The sequence below is a fragment of the Micromonospora sp. CPCC 205539 genome, assembly GCF_036906815.1.
GTDB lineage: Bacteria > Actinomycetota > Actinomycetes > Mycobacteriales > Micromonosporaceae > Micromonospora.
This window is the reverse complement of record NZ_JBAKHW010000002.1, coordinates 160,182-180,864: the sequence shown is the minus strand read 5'-3', so window position 1 is coordinate 180,864 and position 20,683 is coordinate 160,182. Positions and strand designations below refer to the sequence as shown.

Below are 20,683 nucleotides of genomic sequence, written 5' to 3'. Positions count from 1 at the left end.
GTCGGCCTTGAGCTGCAGAGATAACGCTCTCACGGATAGCGGAACAAGCCTTGACGGGCCCGTGATGCGAGGACAACCATGCATTTACATGTTTGACCACCACCAGGCGTGATCGGCGCACGCCCGTCCCCGCACCGCGAAAGGACCCACCGTGCGCAGATCCCTGAGATCGTGGCTCGGCGCTGTGCTGAGCGCGATCCTCGTGATGGGCGGCATCGTCGCCGTGCCCCCCGCGGCCAGCGCCGCACCGTTCACCGTGCTGGTCTTCAGCAAGACCGCCGGCTTCCGGCACGGATCCATCACCCCTGGCATCACGGCCATCCAGCAACTCGGCGCCGCGAACGGGTTCACCGTCGAGGCCACCGAGGACGCGGCCCAGTTCACCGACGCCAACCTGGACCGGTTCGCCGCCGTGATCTGGCTGTCCACCACCGGCGACGTGCTCAACGCCGCCCAGCAGGCCGCCTTCGAGCGCTACATCCAGGGCGGCGGCGGGTACGTGGGCGTGCACGCCGCCTCGGACACCGAATACGACTGGCCGTGGTACGGCGGTCTGGTCGGGGCGTACTTCGCCTCGCACCCGGCCGAGCAGAACGTCACCGTCAAGGTCGCCGACCAGGTGCACCCGTCCACCGCGACGCTCCCGCAGCGGTGGAACCGGTTCGACGAGCTGTACAACTACCGCGTCAACCCCCGGGGCAACGTGCACGTGCTGGCCACTCTGGACGAGAGCACCTACACCGGCGGAAGCATGGGGTACGACCACCCGATCTCGTGGTGTCAGAACTACTCCGGCGGTCGGGCCTGGTACACCGGCCTCGGCCACACCGACGCGTCGTTCACCGAGGCGACCTTCCGTCAGCACCTGCTCGGCGGCATCATGACCGCGTCCGGCTCGGTCGCCGCGGACTGCGGCGCCACCGTCAACAGCAGCTTCCAGCAGGTCGAGTTGGCCAAGGGCGTGGCCGAGACGGGTGAGCCGATGAGCCTCACCGTCCTGCCGGACCGGGGCGTTCTGCACACCTCACGCAACGGCGTCATCCGGCACACCGACGCGGCGGGCAACACCAAGATCGCCGCGACCCTGCCGGTCTACACCGGCGACGAGGAGGGCCTGCAGGGCATCAAGGCCGACCCGAACTTCGCCACCAACCGCTGGGTGTACGCGTACTACGCGCCACCTCTGAGCACACCCGGCGGCGGTGCGCCCGCCGAGGGCACCCCGGCCGACTTCGCCGTCTGGGACGGCGTCAACCGGCTGGCCCGGTTCACCGTCAACGCCGACAACACCATCAACCTGGCCAGCGAGACGCTGATCCTCAACGTGCCGACCAGCCGGGGCATGTGCTGCCACGTCGGCGGTGACATGGACTTCGACGCGGCCGGCAACCTGTACCTGTCGACCGGCGACGACACCAACCCGTTCGACTCGGCCGGGTTCACCCCGATCGACGAGCGAGCCGGCCGCAACCCGGCCTTCGACGCGCAGCGCACCGCGGGCAACAGCAACGACCTGCGGGGCAAGGTGCTCCGGATCAAGCCGAGCGCGGCGGGCGGCTACACCATCCCGGCCGGCAACATGTTCGCCCCCGGCACCGCGCGGACCCGCCCCGAGGTCTACGCGATGGGCTTCCGCAACCCGTTCCGGATGAGCGTGGACAAGGCCACCGGCATCGTCTACCTCGGTGACTACGGTCCGGACGCGGGCACCGCCGACCCGAACCGGGGACCTGCCGGCAACGTCGAGTTCGCCCGGATCGACCGGCCCGGCTTCTACGGCTGGCCGTACTGCACCGCCCGCAACGACGCCTACAACGACTACACCTTCCCGTCCGGCCCGTCCGGGCCGAAGTTCAACTGCGCGGGCGGGCCGGTGAACACCTCACCCAACAACACCGGTATCACCCAGCTACCGCCGGCCATTCCGGCGTGGTTGCCGTACGGCGGTTCCGGCTCCCCGCCGGAGTTCACCGGTGGCGGCCTGTCCCCGATGGGCGGTCCGGTGTACCGGTACAACCCGAACAGCACCTCCGAGGTGGCGTTCCCGCAGTACTACGACGGGACCTACTTCGCCGGCGAGTTCGGCCGCCGCTGGATCAAGAACATCAAGCTCGACGCGTCCGGCCAACCGTTGAAGATCAACCCGTTCCCCTGGACCGGCACCCAGGTCATGGACATGGAGTTCGGCCCGGACGGCGCCCTCTACGTGCTCGACTACGGCACCGGCTGGTTCAACGGCGACGCCAACTCGGCGCTCTACCGCATCGAGTACGCCCGCACAGGCCGTGCGCCACGCCCGGTGGTCTCGGCCACGCCGACCAGCGGCACCGCGCCGTTGACCGTCGCGTTCTCCTCGGCCGGCACCCTCGACCCGGACGGTGACCCGTTCACCTACGCCTGGGACTTCGACAACAACGGCACCACCGACTCGACCGCGGCGAACCCCAGCTTCACGTACACCACCAACGGGACCCGCAGCCCGACGCTGACGGTCCGCGACACCACCGGCAAGACGGCCACCGCGAGCGTGGTCATCACGGTCGGCAACAGCGCTCCGGTGGTCACCGTGAACACCCCGTTGAACGGGCAGACGTTCAACTTCGGGGACGCGGTGCCGTTCAACGTCACCGTCACCGACGCCCAGGACGGTGCGATCAACTGCGCCCGGGTGAAGGTGAACTACGTCCTCGGTCACGACTCGCACGGCCACCAGCTCGGCAGCGTGCAGGGCTGCTCCGGGGTCATCCAGACCTCGGCCGACGGCGAGCACGACAGCGCCGCGAACATCTTCGGCATCATCGACGCCGAGTACACCGACCTGGGTGGGGGCGGCCAGCCGGCGCTGACCACCCACACGCAGGCGGTGTTGCAGCCGCGGGTGCGCCAGGCCGAGCACTTCGGTGACTCGTCCGGCGTCCAGATCGTCGCCGGGGCGGCCGGGCACGGCGGTGCCGCGGTCGGCTACGTCGACAACAACGACTGGATCTCGTTCCGCCCCTACAACCTGACCGGCATCCAGTCGTTCAGCGCCCGGGTCGGCGCCCCGGCCGGTGGCGGCGGCACCGTCGAGCTGCGGGTCGACTCGCCCACCGGGCCGCTGGTCGGCTCGGCCACCGTCGTACCCACCGGCGGGTACGCCAACTTCGCCACGGTCACCGGTGGGGTCACCGCCCCGACCGGCACCCGCACCCTGTTCCTGGTCTTCAAGGGCGCCGGCCCGTGGTTCGACATCGACGAGTTCACCCTCTCGACCAGCCCCGGAGGTCCCGGGCCGGACCCGGATCCGGACCCGCCGAGCGGCAACCTGGCTCAGGGCAAGCCGGCCCGGGCATCCAGTTTCGAGGGGGCCTTCGTCGCGGCCAACGCGTTCGACGGCGCACTCGGCACCCGCTGGGGCAGCGCGTTCGGTGATCCGCAGTGGATCGACGTGGACCTGGGCGCCACGTACGCCATCAACCGGGTCAAGCTGACCTGGGAGGCGGCGTACGGCAGTGGGTACCAGATCCAGACCTCGCCGGACGGGGTCAACTTCACCACGATCCGGACGGTGACCGGCGGCGACGGTGGCGTGGACGACCTGACCGGCCTGACCGGCTCCGGCCGGTACATCCGGCTCACCGGCACCGCCCGGGGCACCGCCTGGGGCTACTCGCTGTTCGAGTTCGAGGTGTACGGCGGCACCGGAGACCCGACCATCCCCGGCACCAACCTGCTGCTGAACAAGCCGACGCTGACGTCCAGCAACGAGGGGGCCGACGTGAGCGGGGCCCAGGCGGTGGACGGAAGCCTCACCACCCGCTGGTCGAGCACGTTCTCCGACCCGCAGTGGATCCGGGTCGACCTCGGCAGCCCGACCGCCATCGGTCGGGTCAAGCTGAACTGGGAGGCGGCGTACAGCAGCGCGTACCAGATCCAGACCTCGAATGACGGCACCACCTGGACCACCGTGAAGACGGTGACCGGGGCCGACGGTGGCGTGGACGAGCACACCGCGCTCGGCGCCAACGGCCGCTACCTGCGGATCTACGGCACCGCCCGGGGCACCGGGTATGGCCACTCGCTCTGGGAGTTGCAGGCGTACGCCAGCTGAACCACCACCGATGACGTGGCCGGCACGGCGATCCGTGCCGGCCACGTCCGTCGCTACACGCTCGTCGCCCCGCAGACCGGTGACAACCCGATGTACGTGGTGGACACGCTGCCGCAGATCGCCCTCGCCGTGGTGGATGGCCGATGCTGGTACTCGTCGCGCCGGTGACCTTCCTGGCCGGGGCGCTACTCGTCCGACGTCGAGAGGAGACCCTGCGCATGGTAGCGCTCAACCGGAACGCCGATCGCGAGCAGCAAACGGGTCAGTGAGGCGGCCGGCTGCTCACCCGAGGCTTGGCGGCTGTCCATCATCGGCGCGGAACACCGCTTGGCTCAGATAGTGCCGGGACTGCCGGTCGAAGCGCCCGAGCAGGCCACGGGCAGCAGGCGGGACAACGGAGGCGGACGGATCGCCGCCGGTGAAGGCTGACACCGCGGCGAAGTCCGTGAATGTCATGGCGGTGAGAAATTCGCTGCCCTCGGCGGGGTCCAGTTCCTGCGGGGAACGACGCAGAACCCGAAGCTCCCGAAGCCCGGGTACGCCCCGGGCGAGGATCGCGGGCGCGATGTCCTGCGTCAACAGCCGGTCGTAGGCGTCAGCGAGAGCGGGCTCGGTCCACCCGCTCCACAGTCGAAGAATCATGACAGCATGCTGTCATTCTGGTAACTGGCTGTCAATGTGCGCTAGCATGCTGTGGTGACCGAACGGAAGCAGGACCGGGTCGACGCGTATCGGCTGCTGATGGCAGACGTGTACGAGCTGGCAGGCGAGTCTCGGCGCTCAAGCGAGGAGCTGGCCCGAGAGGAGGGCCAAACTGCCGCCCGATGGCACGTGATGAGCGTGCTCTCCGACGGTGCCCGCACCGTCGCGAGCGCGGCGCGCAGACTCGGCCTCGCTCGACAGAGCGTGCAGCGAGTGGTCGACGACCTGACCCGTGCCGGCATGGTGGAGTTGCACGACAACCCCGATCACCGCCGCGCGCCACTGGTGACACTCACGAAAGCAGGGCTGGCCACGCTCACCGGGCTCCTGGAACGCTCGGACGCCGACCGCCGGGGCGCTGTAGACCGAGCCGGCCTCAGCCTTGGCGACCTCGAGAATGCTCGCGCGACGCTCCGCAGGTTGGTGGACGCCCTGCGGAGCCGCTGAACCGCCGCGACACTCACCTCACCTGCTCCCGAGGTCGTCAGTCGTCGGCGACGGCCACCGGCTCCGAGCCGATGCAGCGCATCTTCAACTCGTACTCCCGGGTCGGCCACGTCGCGTCTCCGGTCGCTGCGACGACACCACCCCGTGCCTTTCCGCGTCAGGACGGCCAACGAAACGGAGGACGGGTCTACTCCACTGGTTCTAAGCGTTGAGTGGACGGCGCGGCGCTCGAGGTGGCCGGCACGGTTTCCCCGTGTCGTTCAGCTACTGGGCTTTGGCGTGGGCCGCTTCTCGAAGGTCCACGGGCGATCGCCGAACAGGTTGGTGCACGCCGCGAGGAGTCCCTGCTGCGCGTCGGACCGGCGCAGGTTGACCGGTCCCATGTCGGTGCCGGGCTCGTCTGCCACCCAGAGCTTGCCGGCTTCCGTGGCAGCCAGTGCCAGCCGCTGACCCGCTTCCTTCACGCCGGGATCGGTCGATTCGGCGGCGCGTCCCCCGGTGCCCATGTCGTCCATGGGGCTGGGGTCCTGCTTATCGATCGCCAGGACCACGCGGGCGCACGCCGAGGCGGCCATCTTGTCCGAGGGTGCGGTGGGGCTGGCAGCGGCGGGGGCGGGTGCCTCGGCGGGAGAGCAGCCGGCCAGCAAGAGGGAGACGACGGCGAGTGTGCGGATCACCGCAGGAGACTAGCCCCCATGGTCACTGTCTGCTGAGCAGTTTATGGGGTCGTCTGACGACTGCTCAGCACACATGATCATGGTGCTGGGACAGTCGACCGGTGACATCAGTCGTCGGCGACCGCCACCGGTTCGGGGCCCACGCAGCGCAGTTTCAGCTCGTACTCGCCGCTCGACCCCTTGAACGTGACCTCGACATCGTCGTCCGGACCCCGGTCCACGTCGCGGACCCGGTAGCCCTGCGCGGGCGCCCAGGAGACGAGGCGTACCCCATCGGTGCTGCACTCGGCCACGGCCGTGCCGCCCTCCGTGGCGAACACCCGGCGGACGCCGGAGCTGGCGGTCGGCGCGGCGCCCGAGGCGGAGGGCGCCGCGGTCGCGGGTGTCGGCTCCGGTGCGGCGAGCGCCCGTTCGATCTCGGCGGCGCTGCGCACCCCACCCGGGGTGCCGGTGAGACTCTCGCCCACCAGGCGGATCGCGCCCAACCCGATCAGAGTCGCGATGGCGGCGGTGGCCACCCACCCGGTGGCGACGAGGATCGAACGACGGCCCATCCCCTGACTATCCCCGATCCAGGGTTGTCGCCGGCACATCCGCACGCTAAGGCAGGGTTAACGCGCGCACCGGGCCCGGTCGCAGCGGCTAGCCTGCCACCTGTGGCCCGCCTGCTGCTCATTGAGGACGACCTGACGATCCGTACGCCGCTGATCCGGGCGTTGCGGGAACGCGGGCACGCCGTGGCGGCGGCCTCGACCGCGATGGCCGGGCTCCGCGACGCGCTGGAGGACCGACCCGACCTCGTCGTGCTCGACCTGGGCCTGCCCGACCTGGATGGCCGCGAGCTGCTGCGGATGCTGCGCGCGGTCAGCGCGGTGCCGGTCATCGTGGCCACGGCCCGCGACGACGAGGCCGAGATCGTCCGGGTCCTCGACGCGGGTGCCGACGACTACCTGGTCAAACCGTTCACGGCGGCGCAGCTCGACGCCCGCGCCCGCGCCGTGCTGCGGCGCGGCACCACCGGTGCGGGCGCACCCGACCCGACGCTCGTCGTCGGCGGGCTGCGAATCGACCCTCGGGCCCGACAGGTCACCCTGGACGGATCCTCGGTCGAGCTGACGCCCCGCGAGTTCGACCTGCTGCACCATCTCGCTGGCCGGCCGGGCCAGGTGGTCACCAAGCGCGAGCTGCTCACCGAGGTCTGGCAGATTCCGTACGGGGGTGCCGACAAGACCGTCGACGTGCACCTGTCCTGGTTGCGCCGCAAGTTGGGGGAGAACGCCCAGCGGCCGCGTTACCTGCACACCGTGCGGGGTGTCGGCGTTCGGCTGGAGGCACCGGGGGCACCGCGGTGAGGGCCCGGCTCGCGCTGCTGGTCGCCGCGGTCAGCATCCTCACCCTGATCGCGTTCCTGGTGCCGCTGGCGCTGCTGGTCCGTACCGTCGCCGAGGACCGGGCCACGGTCCGGGCCACCGCGGACGCGCAGAGCCTGGTGCCGGTGGTCGGCACCGCCGACCCGGCGACCATCCGGCTGACCGTCGAGCAGTTGGCCGTGGAGTCCGGCCGAGCGGTCAGCGTCTTCCTGCCCGACGGGACGGTGCTCGGCGCCCAGACACCCCGTACGCCCGCGGTTGCCCTGGCGGCGCGGGGCCAGAGCCTGACCGGCGAGTCGGCTGCCGGACGGGAGGTGGTCATCGCGGTGCAGGGCCGCGCGGACGGCACCGGAGTGATCCGGATCGTGGTCCCACGGGACGAGCTGACCGCCGGGGTGACCCGGGCCTGGCTGGTGCTGGCCCTGCTCGGAGTGGTGCTGGTACTGATCGGGCTGGCCGTCGCCGACCGGCTGGCGCGCACCCTGGTCCGCCCGATCAGCGAACTCTCCGCCGTGTCGAACCGACTGGCGAACGCCGAGTTGGACGCTCGGGTCGTGCCTGCCGGTCCGGCCGAACTGCGCGAGGTGGCCGGTGCCCTCAACCACCTGGCCGGCCGGATCCAGGAGCTTCTGGTGCAGGAACGCGAGCAGGTCGCGGACCTGTCGCATCGGCTGCGTACGCCGTTGACCGCGCTACGGCTGGAGGCGGAGTCGTTGGGTGACCCGGACGACGCGGCTCGGATCACCGCCGCCGCCGACGGGCTCGAACGGGCAGTCACCGGCCTGATCCGGCAGGCCCGGTGGCGCCGATCGCCGACGGCGGAACCGGGCACCTCGGACGCCGCGAGGATCGTCGGTGACCGGGTCGCGTTCTGGTCGGTGCTGGCCGAGGACACCGGCCGTGCCGTCACCCTCGACCTGGCGCCCGGCCCGCTCCCCGTCGCGGTGCCCGCCGACGACCTGACGGCGGCCGTGGACGCCCTGCTCGGCAACGTCTTCGCGCACACCCCCGACGGCACGCCCTTCGCCGTCCGGCTGGTCCGCGACGCGGGGCAGGTGCTGCTCACCGTCGCCGACGAGGGACCGGGCATGCCGGTCGGGGCGGTCCGACGGGGAGCCAGCCCGGCCGGGTCGACCGGCCTGGGTCTGGACATCGCCCGACGGGCCGCAGCGGCCGGCGGCGGTCAGCTCGAACTGCGTCGAGGCGCGGGAGGTGGAGCGCAGGTGCTGCTTCGGCTCGGAGCTCCGGCGCCGCGCGGCGGCCGGGCTTAACCCCGCCTTAGCGTTCGGACAGCGCGGCGCTATCCCGTTTCAGCCGATCCTCGAACCAGACAACCGAGGAAAGGTGGACACCACGATGAAGCGCAGCGCTCTGCTCCTGTCGACGGTCAGCGGGGTGGCGGTACTGACGGTGGCGGGGGTCGCTCTCGGCGTCAACGCCGCAGGGGCCCAGCGGGCCGGCGGCACGGCACTCGCCGCCGCCACCGTCGCTCCCACGGCCACGGAGGCACCGGACGGCAGCGCCACCCCGGCACCGGGGACCAGCGGTACGCCGTCCAGCGGCGCACCCGCGAGCGGTACGCCGTCCAGCGGCGCCCCGGCCGGCGGCGGCGCACCCGCGGGCGGAGCGGTCGACCAGCAGCGTGCCGGCGAGATCGCACTCGCCCGGGCCGGCGGCGGCCAGATCGTCGAGGTCGAAGCCGAGCAGGAGCACGGCCGGCCGGTCTGGAGCGTCGAGATCGTCGCCGGCGACACCGAGCACGAGGTGGACGTCGACCGGGACAACGGCACGGTGGTCAAGGCCGAGCAGGAGCCGGTCGACGACGACGGCGACGACCGGGACGACGACGGCGACGACAGCTCGGACGACGATGACGACAGCTCCGACGACGACTGACCGCCGCGTGCCACCGGCCACCACGGGACCACCGTGGTGGCCGGCGGCGCCGTCGCCCCACGGGGAATGAGGGCATATGACGGTGAGCCCCGGGTAGCTGCCATGCATGGCGAAGTACACGAAGCCCGAGCTCAGGGAGCAGATCAAGGAAGAGGTCAAAGCTTCCGACAAGGGCGGCAAACCGGGGCAGTGGTCGGCACGCAAGTCGCAGCTGGTCACTCAGGAGTACAAGAAGCGCGGCGGGGCATTTCTGGGCGCCAAGGACGAGCGGCAGAAGTCACTGCAGCGGTGGGGCAACGAGAAATGGCAAACCAAGGACGGCGGTACGCGCGCGCGCCAAGGCGACACGACAGGCCGCTACCTGCCCAAGAAGGCATGGGAGGAGCTTTCGGACGACGAGAAGCGCGCCACCGACACCAAGAAGCGCGAGGCGTCGCGATCGGGCAAGCAGTACGTGGCCAACACCGGGCCGGCCAAACGAGCGCGCAAGGATGCCACCTCGAACGGACACCTGACCGACCTGTCGGTCACCGAGGCGGCCAAGATGGTCCGGGGTCTCGACACGAGACAGCTCAAGACCGAACTGCGGAACGAACGCGGCGGCAAGGCTCGTAAGACGCTCATCCAGCGGCTTGAGGCCGAGCTCAAGCGACGCTGACCCGAGGCCGGTCAGGCGGGCGCGCCGCCGAAGCCGATCTCGTTGCCGTCCGGGTCGCGGAAGATGGCCTTGCGGACGCCGTTGTCGTAGGTCTCGACGTCGTCCGGCTCCAGGCCCCGCTCGGCGATGTGCGAGAGGCGCGTCTCGAAATCGTCGACGAAGATGGTGTGCATGGCGTGCCCGGCGTGCTCGGGCCGCACCTCGATGAAGACGTACCGGTGGTCGGCGAGCTCCCACACCGCCTCGACGTCGTTGGGCAGGAACGCCGGCGGCGCCCCGAGGAGCCGCTCGTACCAGGATGCCGCCGCTGCGTAATCGCGGACGGGGATGCCCGCGAACAGATCAATGGTCATGGCGGCCATGCTAGAAGCCCGGATGGTCACCGGCGGGCGTTGAGCCGGGCGGCCTGGCGCGTCAGGTGGTCCCGCTCGGCGAGGTTCGGCGCCTGGTGGGCAGCCTCCGCGTACAGACGTGCCGCCGTCGTCAGGTTCCCGTCGCGTTCGTGCAGGTATGCCGCCACCGCGGTGTGGCGGGGCAGCGCATCGTCCAGCGCCGCGAGAGCCGCCAGGCCCGCGCGCGGTCCGTCGGCCTCGCCGACGGCCACCGCGCGGTTGAGCCGGACGACCGGGTTGTCGGTCAGTCGCGCGAGCTCGTCGTACCACTCGACGATCTGCACCCAGTCGGTCTCCGCCGCGGTCTGCGCGTCGGCGTGCAGTGCCGCGATGGCTGCCTGGGCCTGGTACTCGCCCAGCCGGTCGCGGGCGAGGGCCGCCTGGAGGATCTCGATGCCCTCGGCGATCGACGTGGTGTCCCAGCGGCCGCGGTCCTGCTCGGCGAGCGGCACCAGGCTGCCGTCGGACGCGGTCCGGGCGGCGCGTCGGGCGTGGTGGAGCAGCATGAGGGCGAGCAGCCCCGCCACCTCGGGGTGGTCGATCGCGGCCGCGAGCTGCCGGGTCAGCCGGATGGCCTCGGCGGCGAGGTCGACGTCGCCGGAGTAGCCCTCGTTGAAGACCAGGTAGAGGACGCGCAGCACGGTGGCGACGTCGCCGGGCTGGTCGAACCGCACGTCGGCGACCGTGCGTTTCGCCCGGCTGATGCGCTGCGCCATGGTCGCCTCGGGCACCAGGTACGCCTGGGCGATCTGGCGGGTGGTCAGCCCGCCGACGGCGCGCAGCGTGAGCGCGACCGCGGAGGACGGCGTCAGCGAGGGGTGGGCGCAGAGGAAGTAGAGCTGGAGCGTGTCGTCCACCGCGGACGAGGGCCCGGGGGCCGGCTCCTCGTCCGCGAGATCCTCCCGCCGGCGGCGGGCGGTGTCCGCCCGGGTGGCGTCGAGGAACCGGCGCCAGGCCACGGTGACCAGCCAGCCCTTCGGGTCCGCCGGCGGGTCGTCCGGCCAGACGCGGACCGCCTCGACCAGCGCGTCCTGCACGGCGTCCTCGGCCGCCGCGAAGGGAGCTCCGCGGCGGCCGAGGATGCCGAGCACGCTCGGTGTGAGGCTCCGGAGCAGGGCCTCGTTCACTCGGAGCTCACTCGGTGATGGTGTGCGACGCGGTCAGGAACGGGCGCAGCTCGAGCCACTCGTGGATCGGCTTTCCGTCCTTCCCGGGGGCGGCGGACAGCTCCCCGGCCAGCTCGACGGCGCGCTCGTGGGTGTCGACGTCGATCACCATCCAGCCCGCGATGAGGTCCTTGGTCTCGGCGAACGGCCCGTCGGTGACCGGGGGGCGGCCCTCGCCGTCGTACCGGACGAACATCCCGTCCGGGGCGAGCGCCTGAGCGTCGACGAACTCGCCGGTGCCCTCCAGCCGGGTCGCGAAGTCGTTCATGTACTGGATGTGGGCAGAGATCTCCTCCGGCGTCCACTGGGCCATCGGCACGTCGTTGACCCCCGCCGGGGCGCCGCGGTAGTGCTTGAGCAACAGGTACTTGGCCATCGTGTGCTTCTCCTCGGTGCTGGTGCGACCAGTGGTCGCGTTCGTAGCGGGGACGGAGCCCGTCAAGGATTCTCGACATCGCTGCCAGAAATATTTTGGGAATCTCCGCCTCATCGAGGTGGCAACAGCGCGTCCACCAGGTCCCGCAGGGGCCCGACCAGGTCCTGTTCGGTGGCCGAACTCAGCGGTTGCAGCGGGGTCGACGAGCGCAGCACGGCCATCCCGAGGCCGGCGGCCAGCACCATCTGGGCGCGAAGGAGCACCCTCTCGCTGTCTGGTTCGTCGGGTCGCCACCCCCGAGCGGAGGCCAGTTGTTCGCTGGAGTAGCGCAGCACGCCGAGTCGGATCTCGTCCGCGCGCGCGTCGCCGGAAGAGCGCAGCAACAGCGTGAGCTGGCCGGTGAGGCCGGCGATGCCGAGATCGGCGATCTGGCGCGCGATGGCTTCGGGGACCTGGTCGGGCGGGACCTTGCCGGTCGTCCGGCGGACCTCGTCGCCGGCGGCCCGGAGGCACGCCTCGAACAGCCCCTCCTTCGAGGCGAAGTAGCGGCTGATCAACGCGACGTTGACGCCGGCGTCATCGGCGATGTCCCGGACGGTGGTGGCCGCGTAGCCGTCGCTGGTGAAGCGCCGACGGGCCGCGTCGAGCAGGAGTTGGCGGGTCTCCGCCGCGTCCCGGCGTCGGCGCGGGGCGGGACCGCCGGTGGTCGGGTCCGCTTTCCGCGAAGCGGGGCCGGGCGGGTCTGCTGTCACGGCGCGTCCTCTCTCGCTCTCGCTGGTAGCGCTACGGCCCACACCATCGGTATGTAAACGTATGTTGACTTTGTGTCACACGCAAGTTCCCGGCAGGGTTAACCGTGACGTAAACAACTGTTGACATGGCCTCCGAGCTGCGGGTGCTAGGTTAAGTCAGCAATTGTTTACATCTAGTTTCGGGGTCTTCATGACGCAAACCATCGAGGGGCCGAGCGGCACTGGCTCCGCCCCAGGCGTCGAGCAGCGCGCCAACAGCACCCTCCTGGTGCTGTACCTGTCGCTGGGCGGCCTGGCGTTCGCGGTCCTGCAGTCGCTGGTGGCACCCGCGCTGTCGACCATCGCGCGAGACCTGGAGGTCTCGACCGGGGACATCAGCTGGATCCTCACCGCGTACCTGCTGTCGGCCTCGGTCCTGACGCCCATCCTCGGCCGCCTCGGTGACATGGTCGGCAAGCGCCGGGTCCTCATCGGCGTCCTGGCCACCCTCGCCGTCGGCACTCTGTTGGCCGCCCTGGCCCCCAACCTGGCGGTGTTGATCGTCGCCCGTGCGCTGCAAGGGGCGGCCGGCGCGATCCTGCCGCTGTCGATCGGTCTCATCCGCGACGAGCTGCCCCGGGAGAAGGTCGGCGTCACCGTCGGCCTGGTGTCGGCGATCTTCGGCGTCGGTGCCGGCATCGGCATCGTGGCCGCCGGGCCGATCGTGGAGCACATGTCGTGGCACTGGCTGTTCTGGTTGCCGCTGGTGCTCGTCGTCGTCGCCCTGCTCGGGGCCATCTTCGGGATGCCAGAATCGCCGGTGCGCACACCGGGGCGGCTCGACATGCTCGGTGCGACGATCCTGTCCGTCTCGCTGGTGGCACTTCTGTTGGCCGTGAGCAAGGGGCAGGGCTGGGGCTGGGGTGACACCAAGACCATTGGCTTGTTCGTGCTTGGTGCGGTCGCGCTGATCGTGTTCGTCGTGGTCGAGATGCGGGTGCGGGAGCCGCTCATCGACATGCGCCTCATGAGGATCCGTGGTGTGTGGGCCACCGACCTCGTCGCCATGATCCTCGGTTTCGCGATGTTCGGGACGTTCGTGCTCGTCCCGACGCTGCTCCAGCTCCCCGCGGCGACCGGGTACGGGTTCGGCAAGTCGGTCTCGCAGGCGGGCCTGTTCCTGCTGCCCACCGTGCTGATGATGGTGGTCTTCGGGCCGTTGGCCGGCCTGCTGGACCGTCGGTTCGGCCCCAAGGTGCCGATGTTCCTCGGCGCGGTCCTGGTCGTCATCGCGTTCGTGCTGCCCGCCGTCGCACACGGTGCGACCTGGCAGGTGCTGCTCTCCGGAGTGCTCACCGGCGCCGGTATCGGCCTGGCCTTCGCCGCCATGTCCAACGCCATCATCGAGAGCGTGCCGGCCGCGCAGACCGGTGAGGCGAGTGGCGTCAACACCATCGCCCGGACGATCGGCAGCAGCATCGGCGCCGCCGTCGTCGCGGCGGTGATCACCTCGCACAGCACGCCGCAGGGCCTGCCCACCGACGAGGCGTTCACCACCGGCTTCTGGGTCTGCGCCGGCGTGGCCGTCCTCGCCATCCTCGCCGCGCTCGCGTTGCCCTCGGCGCGCCGTCGCCACGAGCAGGCCGTCGCCGCTGGCGTCGACGACCTCCCCCCGGAGCCCGCCGAGATGCACCTGCCCCACCTGCACCGGGAGCACGCGGACGAGGTGTCGCGCCGCTGACCGTCGCGGACACCGGCTCGGGCCGTGGCCACCCACTTGGGTGGTCACGGCCCGAGCGCGTTCGACCCCGGCTAGGAGACCCGCGGTGACGACGGCCGCGATCCGTAGGTCAGTCGGCGCAGGACGATCTCGGCGGGGCCGGCCCGGTGGCGCCGGTCGAGTGAGCGGGCGAGCAGGACGGTCACCAGCCAGACGACGACCGCGATGACGAGGCCGGTCACGGTCGGACTGCCGAAGCGGTCGCCCAGGGCGAGCGTGAAGGGCGCCAGGAGCAGCAGCCAGGCCACCGATTGGAACAGGTACCCCGAGAGCGAGCGCTGACCCAGCGCCGAGAGCGCGCCGACGACCGGGCCGGACCGGGTGGCCCGCATGGCGATCAGGCCGAAGACGGCCACGTAACCCGGCCCGGCGAACATGCCGCTGGCGCCGTGGAGCATCAGCATCAGATCGGCGGCGGACGCGTCCACGTGCAGCCAGCCGGCGCTGACCAGGGCGGCCGGGAGGCCGCCGACGACCGCGATGCCGAGTCCGACGACGGCGGTCCAGGTGAGCAGGGTCCGCTGGCGGGCCGGCTCTTCGAGGACGCGGCGCCGAGCGGCCCACATGCCCAGCCAGGTGATGACGATGAAGGGTGCGACGGTCAGCGTGTGCATCGGCCATTCGCCGAGGCGATCCAGCATCGATGTGAGGTAGCCGGGGGCGGCGAGGGAGTCGACGTGGCTCGACGGCAGCGCGGCCGATCCGTTCGAGCCGACGAGCCCGACGGCCACGAGGACGCCGATGACCAGGACTTCACCGGCCATCAGCGCCCAGAGCGCCAGCACGATCCGGTGGAACCTGTCGCTGCGGCGCAGCAGCACCAGGGTCATCACGATCCCGACGATCCCGTAGGCGCCGAGGAAGTCGCCGTAGTACAGCAGGGCGGCGTGCGCGAACCCGAAGGCGATGAGCCAGGCGTTGCGGCGCAGCAGCACCGAGCGGACCCGCTCGGGCGTGGCGCCGGCGGCGTCCTGACGGCGGGCGAGCTGCACGAGGCCATAGCCGAACATCACGGCGAAGACCGGATACCCGCGGGCGTGGACGAGGTCGAAGAGAAGGAAGTTGAGGCCTCGGTCGACGCCGTCCGGGGTGGTGTCGAGGCCGGGCTCGCCGGCGAAGACCACTCCCGCGACGTTGGCCAGCGCGATGATCAGCAACATCGCACCCCGGGCCAGGTCCGGCGCGAGGGCACGTTCGGTGCGCTGCACCGGCCCTCTCGATGTCCGCACTGCGGTGTCAATGCCCATGTTCCCATCCCTCCCCGTTTAAGTTTCACCGACAAAGTATCACAGGCAAACTAATGCCGTCTGGCATGATGGATCCGATTTCCAGGGGGCGAACGAGGGGGCCATGGCCAGCGAGGACGTCATCCCGGCGCGGCTGCGCCGGCTGTGGGGGGTGTCCGAGACCTCGCGCCTCGGGCGACCGGCGGCCCTCGACGTGCACCGGGTCGTCGCCGCCGCCGTCACCCTCGCCGACCGTGACGGCCTCGGCGGTGTGACGCTTCCCAAGGTCGCCCAGAGCCTCGGCGTCACCGGGATGTCGCTCTACCGGCACGTCGGGTCCAAGGACGAACTGCTCACGCTCATGGCCGATGCGGCCCTGGGTGCCCCGCCCGACCTCGGCGGCGACGGCTGGCGCGACGGACTGCGCGGCTGGGCGTTCGCACAGCGCGACGTGTTCCAGCGTCGACCGTGGTTGACGCACGTCCCGGCCTCCGGGCCGCCCTCCGGGCCGCACCAGATCGCGTGGATGGAGGCGGCGTTCGCGATCCTGGCCCGCACCGACCTCGACTGGGCGCACAAGGTCGGCATCCTGTCGCTGGTCAGCGGCTACGTCCTGCAGTCGGTGCGGCAGTACGCCGAGCTGGCCGAGGGTCGGGCCGACGGCCAGGGGCAGGCCGACGCGGAGCGCGACTACGGCCGCGCGCTGGTGCGGCTCGTCGAGCCCGAACGCTTCCCCGAGACGGCCCGGCTGTTCTCCTCGACGCTGTTCGAAGCGCCACCGGCGGACACCCCGGACGCGTCGATCGCCGACGCGGATTTCTCCCTGGGGCTGGAGCTGATCCTCGACGGCGTCGCGGCCCGGATCGAGGCCCCCGACGCCTGACGGCTGATCGATACACTGGCGCCCGCCGATAGCACCACACTGGAGGGTCCATGGGGGAGAGCCCGGAGGCTGCTGCGCCAGCTCCGTCGACGCCGCCGCGACACGAACACCGCACGGCGCTGCTGACAGCCCTCATCGGCGCTGCCGCCGCCATCGTGGGCGCGATCATCGCCGGCGTGTTCGCGCTTCTGGCGGCACCGGATGACGACCCCGCGCCGCAAGCGCAGCCCCCTGGCCTGGCGGCGAGTGCGCCGACCACGCCCGCAGCCACGCCCCAGGCCGCACCCGGCAGCGTGAGCCCCACCCCGTCCGCCACGTCGCCGTCGACGGACACGGTCCGTTGGGCCAACACGGTACGGCTGACGTACGTCGACCTCGACGAGGTCCCGGTCAAGGTGCTGAGCAGCAACACCGGAGCCAGTGTCTGGGTCAGCTACGGCACCTCGGAGGACAACCTCTACGGGCTCAACGGCGGCTTCTTCACCACGAAACCCAGCATCGCCGCCTGGGAGGGCGCCTCGCCCCCCACCCGGAAGCAGTGTTCGGATCTCATCGCCACGCAGGGGACGGAGACGTCGCCGATCGCCAAGGGCAGCCGCTTCTGTGTCCTGACCGCCGCCGACCGCGTCGCCTACCTCGCCGTCACGAAGTTCGACAAGGCCAGCGGCACGTACCTGGCCACCGCGACGGTGTGGGAGACCCCCGACGAGTAGCCGGGTCAACCCCTGCCTGGAAGCGGCGAAGGCGCCTGCCTAGCGGGTGGTCCCTACCGTGGGTGGCATGTCTCGGGTGCGCAGGGCCCTGCTGCGGCGGGTTGACCACGTGTGGGACAAGGGTTGGCTCAACCTCGTCGGGCTTGCGCTCGTCGGGTTCTTTCTCTTTCTCACCTGGACGCCGCTGACCTCCGGCATCGACAATCTGCGGGCCGAGAGGCAGGGCGTTGGCGGCACGCTGACGATCACGCGGTGCGCCATGGACGAGTGGGGCAAGGGCGACCCCTGGTGGTGCCACGGCACCTTCGTCTCCGACGACGGCACGCTGCGGATCAGCGATGTGAAGTACGGATTTTATTCTCCCGAGGACCCCCGCACGCCGGGGGAGCGACTCGACGTCGATGTGCTGGTCGCCGGGCCGGGGTCGTCGACGGCGTGGCCGCCGGGAAAGGAATGGCAGCCGTCCTTGATCGTTGGAGTTCTGGGCCTGATCCTGACCGGAATGGTGTTCCTCTGGTGGGTCAGCCCGGGACGCGCCGTGGCACCGACGCCACCGCCACCGCCACCGGCCGGAGGCCCTCGAGGGCGAGTGAAGGGACGGCGGTCGCGCAACGCACGTCGCCGGCGATAGGAGAGCCGGCGCATCCTACCCACGTCGTTGTCGGCCACCACGGCCTTGCCTGAACCGTCATCGGCGTCCGGCGCGAAGATTTAACCTTTCTGCGCTGCCCGGCACACCTGAGCCGCAGTTCGAGCAGAAGGAGCAGCCGATGGCGTTGTTCGACGACGTGAAACAGATCGATGCCGGCGTACTCAATGTCGGTTACATTGATGCCGGCCCATCCGATGGTGCTGCCGTCCTGCTTCTGCACGGCTGGCCGTACGACATCCACAGCTTCGTCGACGTCGTGCCTCTGCTGACCGACGCCGGCTATCGGGTCATCGTGCCGCACCTGCGGGGTTACGGCACGACGCGCTTCCGCTCCGGCGACACGATGCGGAACGGGCAGCCGGCGGCGCTGGCCGCTGACGCCATCGCCCTCATGGACGCCCTCGACGTACCGAAAGCGAAGCTGGCCGGTTTCGACTGGGGCGCCCGAACGGCCGACATCGTGGCCGCGCTGTGGCCCGAGCGTTGCGACGGCCTGGTCTCGGTGAGCGGTTATCTGATCGCCAGCCAGGAGTCGGGTAAGGCGCCGTTGCCCCCCAAGGCCGAGCTCGCCTGGTGGTACCAGTACTACTTCGCCACCGAACGCGGCCGGGAAGGGTACGACAAGAATCGCCACGACTTCGCAAAACTGATCTGGCAGACGGCCTCACCCGAGTGGAAGTTCGACGACGCGACATTCGACCGCAGCGCCGCCTCGTTCGACAATCCCGACCACGTCAGCATCGTGGTGCACAACTATCGCTGGCGAATGGCCCTCGCCGAGGGCGAGCCGCAGTACGACGAGGTCGAGAAACGGCTGGCCGGAAAACCGAAAATCAAGGTGCCCACGATCAGCCTCGAGGGCGATGCCAACGGCGCACCCCACGTGGACCCCAGCGTCTATGCCAAGCAGTTCTCCGGCCAGTACGAGCACCGCACCATCAGCGGCGGCATCGGGCACAACCTGCCGCAGGAGGCGCCCCAGGCCTTCGCGGACGCGGTGCTGCAGGTCTGACTCGCTGCCGGCCCGCTACCCCGGCTGCGCTCCCGGGCGTTCCACGCGCGTGGGGTTGCCACGGACGAGGTCGTCGTGGATGCGCCAGCGGGCGGTGGTGACGGCGCGCTGGGCAGCCTCGTCGCCCTGCTCGATGCGCTGGCGCAGCAGTTGCAGGGCGATGCGGCGGTTCAGGCTGAACTGCCGCTCCTCGTCGACCACGATGACGATGCCCGAGGGACGGTGCGTCGCCCGTACCGCTGTGCTGGCCTTGTTTCGGTGCTGCCCGCCGGGGCCGCCGGTCCGGCAGCCGACGATCTCGACATCCGCCTCCGCGAACGCCGTGACCGGGGCGTCGCGCTGAGGCCGCTCGGCGATGACGTACCAGTTCTTGCGGCCCTTGCTCGCCCGGTACGGGCTCGGGGCCTGCCAGCACAGCGTCCCGGTCCACGAGGCGGCGAACGGTTCGACGTCGGCACCGGAGATCTCGACCAGGACCGACCGGTACGTTCCGGCCCGGTCACCCGGCACGGCCTCGACCCGCCGGGTCGTCAGGCCCTGCCGGATGGCGTCACTCTCCAGGCGACGCAGCAGGTGAGCCAACGCCCAGGCGCACTCCTGTGGGCCGCGGCCGGCGGACAGCAGCAGGTGGACGCTCATGCCCGACCCCGCTTGCGCCGCTGGTCCCGACGGTCCGGTCGGCCCGTGGACCCCAGGTCGGGCGTCTTGTAGGTGACCAGGGGAGTCGTGCTGAGCACCGGCGTGGCCAGGTCGTGCTCGACGAGGTCGCCGATCACCTGCTCGATGCGCTTGTACGCCGTCGGCGCCTCCTCGAAGAGCAACTGGCGGTCGCCGCACACGACCAGCGACCCCACCGCCGTACGACGCAGCTCCTCGACCGTGTGTTTGGCCCGGCCCCGGCGTAGCGCGTCGGCGCGCGACATCTTCCGGCCCGCGCCGTGCGCCACGGAGTAGTTGGCCTCCGGGCCGGCGTGGGCAGCCACGAGGTAGGAGGCGGTGCCGCGCGTACCCGCAATGAGCACGTCCCGGCCGTCGCCCGGTGCCGCCCCCTTGCGGTGCAGGTAGATCCCATCGCGGATCTCGACCAGGTTGTGACACTCGTCGACGATCGGCTCGGTCGGCTCCGCCCCCAGGGCGTGCGCGACCCGGGCCGCCATCAACCGCCGGTTGAGGGAGCCCCACCGCACGGCCTCGTCGTGCATCGCCAGGTAGGCGGCGGCATCGGGGGCGGGGCCCGCGCCGTGGACCTCGGTGTGTGCCCGCAGGATTCGCTCGCCGAGACCGCGAGAACCACTGTGGACGATGAGGACGAGATCGCCGGCGTCCAGCCCGAGTCGACTCGCGTGTTCCGCCGCGAACACGGTCTCGACGCGCGCGAGCTCGACGAAGTGGTTGCCCCGGCCCACCGTCCCGAGCCCCTCCAGGTGGCCGGCCGGGACGTCACCCGACAGGACGGCCCAGGCCGGGTCGTCGGCGTCCTGGTCGAGGTCCAACGCCCGGTCCAGGTCGGGGAATCGGGCGGCGAGCCGCTCCGGTACGACACGCTTGAGCTTGACGGGGAACACGGCGATCCCGCAGCCGATGTCGGAGCCCACCAGGAACGGGTACAGCACGGTGGACGACATGGCGGCACCGATCGGTGCACCCTTGCCCGGGTGCAGATCCGGCATGGCGGCGACGTGGATCATCCCGTCGAGGGCGGCCACCTGCCGGCACTGGTCGAGGGCAGTGGATTCGACCCAGCTCGTCGGGGAGGCAAAGACGGTGACGGTGGCAGGGGTGGGGTGCTGCTGAGACAACGAGGCCCATTCTGAACGGACGCAGGGACGGACGACAGGTCGGGCCACCGGGCTGAGCCACGGGGCCTCGAAGCGAGGGAGGTGTCCGTCAGTACGTCATGGACAGCACTATT

Annotated in this window: 22 protein-coding genes; 12 read left to right on the top strand and 10 right to left on the bottom strand. The window is 70.8% G+C overall.

The features are described 5' to 3' along the window. Positions 1–151: 151 nt before the first annotated feature. Together V6V47_RS03045 and V6V47_RS03040 are read left to right on the top strand one after the other, a co-directional pair. The gene (locus V6V47_RS03045) at positions 152–4,090 is read left to right on the top strand and encodes a ThuA domain-containing protein (protein WP_334626400.1); all 3,939 of its coding nucleotides are present in this window, start codon (positions 152–154) and stop codon (positions 4,088–4,090) included. 15 nt (positions 4,091–4,105) lie between these two features. Beyond that, positions 4,106–4,258, top strand: coding sequence for a hypothetical protein (locus V6V47_RS03040; RefSeq protein WP_334626399.1), 153 nt, complete (start codon positions 4,106–4,108; stop codon positions 4,256–4,258). Between the two features lie 114 nt (positions 4,259–4,372). Here the strand turns inward: V6V47_RS03040 and V6V47_RS03035 are convergent, their stop codons facing one another. Beyond that, positions 4,373–4,732: a hypothetical protein gene (locus V6V47_RS03035; RefSeq protein WP_334626398.1), complete on the bottom strand. Its 360-nt coding sequence runs from the start codon at positions 4,730–4,732 to the stop codon at positions 4,373–4,375. Between the two features lie 54 nt (positions 4,733–4,786). On the opposite strand from V6V47_RS03035, the gene V6V47_RS03030 reads away from it, so the two are divergent. After that, positions 4,787–5,239 carry a MarR family winged helix-turn-helix transcriptional regulator gene (locus tag V6V47_RS03030; RefSeq protein ID WP_334626397.1) on the top strand — a complete coding sequence of 151 codons (453 nt, stop codon included), beginning with the start codon at positions 4,787–4,789 and terminating at the stop codon, positions 5,237–5,239. Positions 5,240–5,499: 260 nt separating this feature from the next. On the opposite strand, the gene V6V47_RS03025 is transcribed toward V6V47_RS03030, so the two are convergent. After that, positions 5,500–5,916: a hypothetical protein gene (locus V6V47_RS03025; RefSeq protein WP_334626396.1), complete on the bottom strand. Its 417-nt coding sequence runs from the start codon at positions 5,914–5,916 to the stop codon at positions 5,500–5,502. 107 nt (positions 5,917–6,023) lie between these two features. Continuing rightward, positions 6,024–6,470, bottom strand: coding sequence for a septum formation initiator (locus tag V6V47_RS03020; RefSeq protein WP_334626395.1), 447 nt, complete (start codon positions 6,468–6,470; stop codon positions 6,024–6,026). A gap of 102 nt (positions 6,471–6,572) precedes the next feature. Here V6V47_RS03020 and V6V47_RS03015 point away from each other — a divergent pair, with 102 nt between their 5' ends. From V6V47_RS03015 to V6V47_RS03000, 4 genes are all read left to right on the top strand, one after another. Continuing rightward, a complete protein-coding gene (locus tag V6V47_RS03015) occupies positions 6,573–7,268 on the top strand; it encodes a response regulator transcription factor (RefSeq protein WP_334626394.1) in 696 nt (231 codons plus the stop codon). Next, on the top strand, positions 7,265–8,557 hold the full coding sequence (locus V6V47_RS03010; RefSeq protein ID WP_334626393.1) for a HAMP domain-containing sensor histidine kinase: 1,293 nt from the start codon (positions 7,265–7,267) through the stop codon (positions 8,555–8,557). Before V6V47_RS03015 ends, V6V47_RS03010 begins: the two co-directional genes overlap by 4 nt. A gap of 85 nt (positions 8,558–8,642) precedes the next feature. After that, positions 8,643–9,182: a PepSY domain-containing protein gene (locus V6V47_RS03005; RefSeq protein WP_334626392.1), complete on the top strand. Its 540-nt coding sequence runs from the start codon at positions 8,643–8,645 to the stop codon at positions 9,180–9,182. Positions 9,183–9,288: 106 nt separating this feature from the next. After that, complete coding sequence (locus tag V6V47_RS03000; RefSeq protein ID WP_334626391.1) at positions 9,289–9,840, top strand: DUF5872 domain-containing protein; 552 nt, start codon at positions 9,289–9,291, stop codon at positions 9,838–9,840. Positions 9,841–9,851: 11 nt separating this feature from the next. Here V6V47_RS03000 and V6V47_RS02995 read toward each other — a convergent pair whose 3' ends face one another. The 4 genes from V6V47_RS02995 to V6V47_RS02980 form a co-directional block, all read right to left on the bottom strand. Further along, positions 9,852–10,193 (bottom strand): VOC family protein, encoded by a 342-nt coding sequence (locus V6V47_RS02995; RefSeq protein WP_334626390.1) that lies wholly within the window; start codon positions 10,191–10,193, stop codon positions 9,852–9,854. Between the two features lie 26 nt (positions 10,194–10,219). Then, entirely contained in the window at positions 10,220–11,359 is a 1,140-nt protein-coding gene (locus V6V47_RS02990; protein WP_334626389.1) for an RNA polymerase sigma factor, read from the bottom strand. Positions 11,360–11,366: 7 nt separating this feature from the next. Then, positions 11,367–11,774, bottom strand: a complete 408-nt coding sequence (locus V6V47_RS02985; protein ID WP_334626388.1) for a YciI family protein — start codon at positions 11,772–11,774, stop codon at positions 11,367–11,369. Between the two features lie 110 nt (positions 11,775–11,884). Next, the gene (locus tag V6V47_RS02980) at positions 11,885–12,526 is read right to left on the bottom strand and encodes a TetR family transcriptional regulator (protein ID WP_334626387.1); all 642 of its coding nucleotides are present in this window, start codon (positions 12,524–12,526) and stop codon (positions 11,885–11,887) included. Between the two features lie 190 nt (positions 12,527–12,716). On the opposite strand from V6V47_RS02980, the gene V6V47_RS02975 reads away from it, so the two are divergent. Next, positions 12,717–14,246 (top strand): MFS transporter, encoded by a 1,530-nt coding sequence (locus V6V47_RS02975; protein WP_334626386.1) that lies wholly within the window; start codon positions 12,717–12,719, stop codon positions 14,244–14,246. A gap of 71 nt (positions 14,247–14,317) precedes the next feature. Here the strand turns inward: V6V47_RS02975 and V6V47_RS02970 are convergent, their stop codons facing one another. Continuing rightward, positions 14,318–15,532 (bottom strand): DUF418 domain-containing protein, encoded by a 1,215-nt coding sequence (locus tag V6V47_RS02970; protein ID WP_334626385.1) that lies wholly within the window; start codon positions 15,530–15,532, stop codon positions 14,318–14,320. A 103-nt stretch (positions 15,533–15,635) separates the two neighbouring features. Here V6V47_RS02970 and V6V47_RS02965 point away from each other — a divergent pair, with 103 nt between their 5' ends. The 4 genes from V6V47_RS02965 to V6V47_RS02950 all read left to right on the top strand — a co-directional run bounded on the left by V6V47_RS02965 (position 15,636) and on the right by V6V47_RS02950 (position 18,771). After that, positions 15,636–16,394 carry a TetR/AcrR family transcriptional regulator gene (locus tag V6V47_RS02965; RefSeq protein WP_334626384.1) on the top strand — a complete coding sequence of 253 codons (759 nt, stop codon included), beginning with the start codon at positions 15,636–15,638 and terminating at the stop codon, positions 16,392–16,394. A 50-nt stretch (positions 16,395–16,444) separates the two neighbouring features. Further along, positions 16,445–17,107, top strand: coding sequence for a hypothetical protein (locus tag V6V47_RS02960; RefSeq protein ID WP_334626383.1), 663 nt, complete (start codon positions 16,445–16,447; stop codon positions 17,105–17,107). A gap of 67 nt (positions 17,108–17,174) precedes the next feature. Continuing rightward, complete coding sequence (locus tag V6V47_RS02955) at positions 17,175–17,738, top strand: hypothetical protein (protein ID WP_334626382.1); 564 nt, start codon at positions 17,175–17,177, stop codon at positions 17,736–17,738. Positions 17,739–17,877: 139 nt separating this feature from the next. Continuing rightward, entirely contained in the window at positions 17,878–18,771 is an 894-nt protein-coding gene (locus V6V47_RS02950; protein WP_334626381.1) for an alpha/beta fold hydrolase, read from the top strand. Positions 18,772–18,786: 15 nt separating this feature from the next. On the opposite strand, the gene prfH is transcribed toward V6V47_RS02950, so the two are convergent. Next, on the bottom strand, positions 18,787–19,410 hold the full coding sequence (gene prfH / locus V6V47_RS02945; protein ID WP_334626380.1) for a peptide chain release factor H: 624 nt from the start codon (positions 19,408–19,410) through the stop codon (positions 18,787–18,789). Further along, positions 19,407–20,570 (bottom strand): RNA ligase RtcB family protein, encoded by a 1,164-nt coding sequence (locus V6V47_RS02940; RefSeq protein WP_334626379.1) that lies wholly within the window; start codon positions 20,568–20,570, stop codon positions 19,407–19,409. Before V6V47_RS02940 ends, prfH begins: the two co-directional genes overlap by 4 nt. Positions 20,571–20,683: the final 113 nt, after the last annotated feature.

Bases quoted from the DNA above. Each gene is read 5' to 3' on its own strand.
- V6V47_RS02970 (WP_334626385.1), bottom strand. From the start codon at position 15,532: ATGGGCATTGACACCGCAGTGCGGACATCGAGAGGGCCGGTGCAGCGC.
- V6V47_RS02965 (WP_334626384.1), top strand. From the start codon at position 15,636: ATGGCCAGCGAGGACGTCATCCCGGCGCGGCTGCGCCGGCTGTGGGGG.
- V6V47_RS02950 (WP_334626381.1), top strand. From the start codon at position 17,878: ATGGCGTTGTTCGACGACGTGAAACAGATCGATGCCGGCGTACTCAAT.
- V6V47_RS03000 (WP_334626391.1), top strand. From the start codon at position 9,289: ATGGCGAAGTACACGAAGCCCGAGCTCAGGGAGCAGATCAAGGAAGAG.
- V6V47_RS02995 (WP_334626390.1), bottom strand. From the start codon at position 10,193: ATGACCATTGATCTGTTCGCGGGCATCCCCGTCCGCGATTACGCAGCG.
- V6V47_RS02975 (WP_334626386.1), top strand. From the start codon at position 12,717: ATGACGCAAACCATCGAGGGGCCGAGCGGCACTGGCTCCGCCCCAGGC.
- V6V47_RS03005 (WP_334626392.1), top strand. From the start codon at position 8,643: ATGAAGCGCAGCGCTCTGCTCCTGTCGACGGTCAGCGGGGTGGCGGTA.
- V6V47_RS02985 (WP_334626388.1), bottom strand. From the start codon at position 11,774: ATGGCCAAGTACCTGTTGCTCAAGCACTACCGCGGCGCCCCGGCGGGG.
- V6V47_RS02960 (WP_334626383.1), top strand. From the start codon at position 16,445: ATGGGGGAGAGCCCGGAGGCTGCTGCGCCAGCTCCGTCGACGCCGCCG.
- prfH (WP_334626380.1), bottom strand. From the start codon at position 19,410: ATGAGCGTCCACCTGCTGCTGTCCGCCGGCCGCGGCCCACAGGAGTGC.
- V6V47_RS03035 (WP_334626398.1), bottom strand. From the start codon at position 4,732: ATGATTCTTCGACTGTGGAGCGGGTGGACCGAGCCCGCTCTCGCTGAC.
- V6V47_RS03020 (WP_334626395.1), bottom strand. From the start codon at position 6,470: ATGGGCCGTCGTTCGATCCTCGTCGCCACCGGGTGGGTGGCCACCGCC.
- V6V47_RS02955 (WP_334626382.1), top strand. From the start codon at position 17,175: ATGTCTCGGGTGCGCAGGGCCCTGCTGCGGCGGGTTGACCACGTGTGG.